The sequence below is a fragment of the Psychrobacter sp. UBA6291 genome, assembly GCF_002439405.1.
Lineage (GTDB): Bacteria > Pseudomonadota > Gammaproteobacteria > Pseudomonadales > Moraxellaceae > Psychrobacter > Psychrobacter faecalis.
In genome coordinates, this window is the sequence record NZ_DJUD01000045.1 from 1 (window position 1) to 3396 (window position 3396).

The window sequence follows — 3396 nt, forward strand, 5'->3', positions numbered from 1 at the left end:
CTTAAGTTTGGGAGGGTTACCCAGTCGAAACCTTTTTCAGAGTCTCTGTAGATATTGTTATTACTTACCGCTCGTTTTCGAATCACGTACTGTCCAGCTTTAACGCTAATCTTAGCAGATAGAGCACCCCAACCTAGCGGAAATGACATAATATCAAAAACCAATCCCGCTTCATCTCCAATTTTTTGCACACCTTCATGGTATTTCGCACGATCACCATTGACATCTATCCATAGAGAATTAAGACGTTCTTGATAAATTAGTTCTTCAGGAGTACCTGCTCCTGCCCATAGCCCACCGTCTTTCAATGCTTGTTCAGTAGATACGTCAACCCAAACCCCTAACTGCTCATCAGACATTTCATCTTCAGAATCTTTATTGTCAGAAGCTGCAAAGTTAGAAAGTACAGTTTCTGGATCAGTTTTAGGAAACACCAAAGGCTCTGCCTGCGCAATACTGCCAACATCAAAGTCAGACTCTGCAAACGCTTGCTGAATCGCAATCAGCTTCGCGCCGCAGCTGGTGACATCGCCACCACGTGCGATAGGCGCACCATCGACGATAAAGGAAGCATCACCACTAAGAATAGTAGTGACCTTTTTACACTTTTTACAGATGACTTTATCGCCTTTACGGGCGACAGGGATGCCGTTATGAGTGGTGCGCGGTGAGCCGGAGATGACCGTCCCACCGTGAGAGGTCTTTGCGCCGACGGTGATATAGGCTGCCATAGTGCTACCTTGCTTAAATGCCCAAAGTGTAAACTCTTAACTCGAGTCTATTATTTGCCTGACATTATAGATGGCTAGAGCGTTAAATATCAAACTTAAGTTTATCTAAGGGTGTGATTTAGGCAGCAAGCTTAATCCATGCAAAGTATAAAGGCGATTAAAATGCTGACGGTAATAAGAAATAGAAACTCTTTACTCACTATAAATAACAAGCAAAAATCTAACCTTCCATCTCGCCAATTAACCAATTAGAGACATCATCAATTTGCGCTGCCAAATCAGGATGCGCTTTGCTTAATTCAGCAAGCGTGGCTTTTACTTCATGTCTATTATATTTAATGTCAGTCAATGTCTCTTTTAACAAATCAATCAACTCAACGTTTAGCGCATCAGAGAAAATGACAACATCGCGTATCACTGCTTGTTTCACATCAAGGTGCAAATCAATAATGCCCCAATCAAATCGCGTCTCGATATGATGGCTAAATTCAGGCGTCTTACCAAAACGCCAATCCCAATCTGCCATTTGCTGATAGTATTTATTGAGTGTCGGCTGCTTGGCGAGACTGGCTTCATCCAATTCTTCTACTGGCGTAGTGTCGCCATAATCAGTGTCACGATAATATTCACAAAACGCCTCGATAATCGCAGCGGATAAAGTCTCGTGGTTAATAGACTCATTAAACTCAACCAAGTTGGCGACGCGAGCACGGACAGATTTGATACCTTTGGCTTTTAGTTTTAGCGGATGCGGGTTGAGATAATCGCCGAGCTTTTGCATATTGGCATTGACCAGTAACGTGCCGTGATGAAAGCTGCGATCGGCGGCATGTTTAAAGGCGCTGCCTGATATTTTCTTATCACCGACTTGCATGTCATTACGCCCCGATAAGTCTGCGTCTATGCCCAATTTCTTTAACGCATTGATAATAATCGTAAAGTTCGCTGCTTGGTCGTAGTCATCTTTGGGTGATAAAAAGGTAAAGTTGGTATTGCCCAAATCATGAAACACCGCGCCGCCGCCACTCTGACGCCGTGCCAAAAACACCTCGTCGGCTTCCATTTTATCGATTTTGCATTCTACCCATGGGTTTTGCGAGCGCCCAATGACCACAGTCTCGCTATTGCGCCATAAAAATAGTGTGTGCGAGTCGGGATTGAGCGTATTAAATATCCAATCCTCGGTGGCGAGGTTAAACCAAGGGTTGGTGACGGCAGATTTTAAGATGCGCAGTTTCATTAGTTGTCCTTTTTCTTGAATAATTATTCTAGATTGAATGTTATCAATAGATACTGTCATTGTTGCCGATGCGTGGTTGGAATTCAATGGGTGTGTGGTATGGGAGCGGTTTAAGTTTGAGGTTTTAAGAAGTTAACTTATTTTTAGTCTTTCTGTTATGATTACGACTGATATTAAGTAACAAATAGCATTGGTTCAAACCAGCTAACTGATGCATAAGAAGAGACTTGGTTATGGATGAAAGGATAAAAAACTTAGACACTCCTAAGAAATGTGAGATTTTTGCTAAAAATGCTTTGAATGCAGGCAGAGAAGATTTGGTAAAACAAGCAAAAGAACGAGCTATTCACTTAAAAGCTGAAAACTATGGTGCTGAAACGTCGGCAGAGAAAGAAGCTATAAAAGCAGTCTATGCTTATGAAGAGGTGCTAAGTGCCAAAAATGGTAAGAAAACACGCGCATCTAGAACTTGGCCAATGATTCAAAAATACGGAATAATTAATGCTGTCGAGCGCGCCGTTGATCGTAAATCTGAGACAAAAGGTTATACCGCATTATTAGAGATGGGCTTGGAAGCCTATGCTTTCGAAGCAGTAATACTTCGCTATCCTGAACTGTTTTCCGACAGTGCTGTAGAAATATCTCAACGACGAATGAGCGAGTGGAAAGAAAATGTTTAGAATAAACACAGTTTTAACTTAGTTGGAGAGTTATGCATGCAAATAGATTTGGCAAATTGGATATCTGTGTTTATAGCTTTAATAGCAACGGCCTCAGCTGCCATAACTTATGCGGTCTACCGTTCGTCAACCGATCCAGAAGTTATTGTTTATGTAGATACAGATAAAAAGCGACCATCACTTATTATTTTAATTATTGAGAACATAGGTAAAGGGCCAGCAGAAAATATAAGTTTTGAAACGTCTAGAGATTTACCTGAAAAAGCTTTCACTATAGAAGAACCTCAGAGCATGCCAAAAACAATGATATCTGGGCCTATCGTAGATGGAATTCCTTTCTTAGCCCCTAACCAAAAAATTATTATTTCTTGGGGGCAATATGGAGGGTTAAAAAAATATATTGGAGGTAATAATATTATAGTTAAAGCTAAGTACAGAAGAGCTAATTCTATGACTTGGTTTAATAGATCATCGAGTTCGTCTCAGCTTTTCGTTGAAGCATTTCACGGAACAGATATTTCTGATTCAAACTGGGATAAGAAGATTTCAGAAAGTTTAATAAAAACTAATGAGCAATTACAAAATATTGATAAAGCAATTAAAAAATTAGGTTCGGGGGAAAGCTAGAATTTGCTCACAAGCACAGACCCTACACACAAGTTACCATTAGCCTTATTCCTATTAGTAGAAACGTGTATATTATGTTAGCAAATTCTACACTACTAGGGCGTGTTGAACATTCATA

The 3396-nt window shown here is 40.5% G+C and carries 4 protein-coding genes; 2 read left to right on the plus strand and 2 right to left on the minus strand.

Annotated elements, in window-relative coordinates; translation table 11 throughout:
- Both B3R91_RS07620 and B3R91_RS07625 read right to left on the minus strand, forming a co-directional pair.
- Window positions 1-731: PAAR domain-containing protein (locus B3R91_RS07620; RefSeq protein WP_286797069.1), on the minus strand; the 731-nt coding region annotated here is incomplete at its 3' end.
- 220 nt (window positions 732-951) lie between these two features.
- On the minus strand, window positions 952-1971 hold the full coding sequence (locus tag B3R91_RS07625; protein ID WP_286797070.1) for a lipoate--protein ligase: 1020 nt from the start codon (window positions 1969-1971) through the stop codon (window positions 952-954).
- Window positions 1972-2204: 233 nt separating this feature from the next.
- Between B3R91_RS07625 and B3R91_RS07630 the strand changes: the two genes are divergently transcribed.
- Together B3R91_RS07630 and B3R91_RS07635 are read left to right on the plus strand one after the other, a co-directional pair.
- Entirely contained in the window at window positions 2205-2651 is a 447-nt protein-coding gene (locus tag B3R91_RS07630) for a hypothetical protein (RefSeq protein ID WP_191690162.1), read from the plus strand.
- 36 nt (window positions 2652-2687) lie between these two features.
- Window positions 2688-3278: a hypothetical protein gene (locus tag B3R91_RS07635; protein ID WP_198329201.1), complete on the plus strand. Its 591-nt coding sequence runs from the start codon at window positions 2688-2690 to the stop codon at window positions 3276-3278.
- Window positions 3279-3396: the final 118 nt, after the last annotated feature.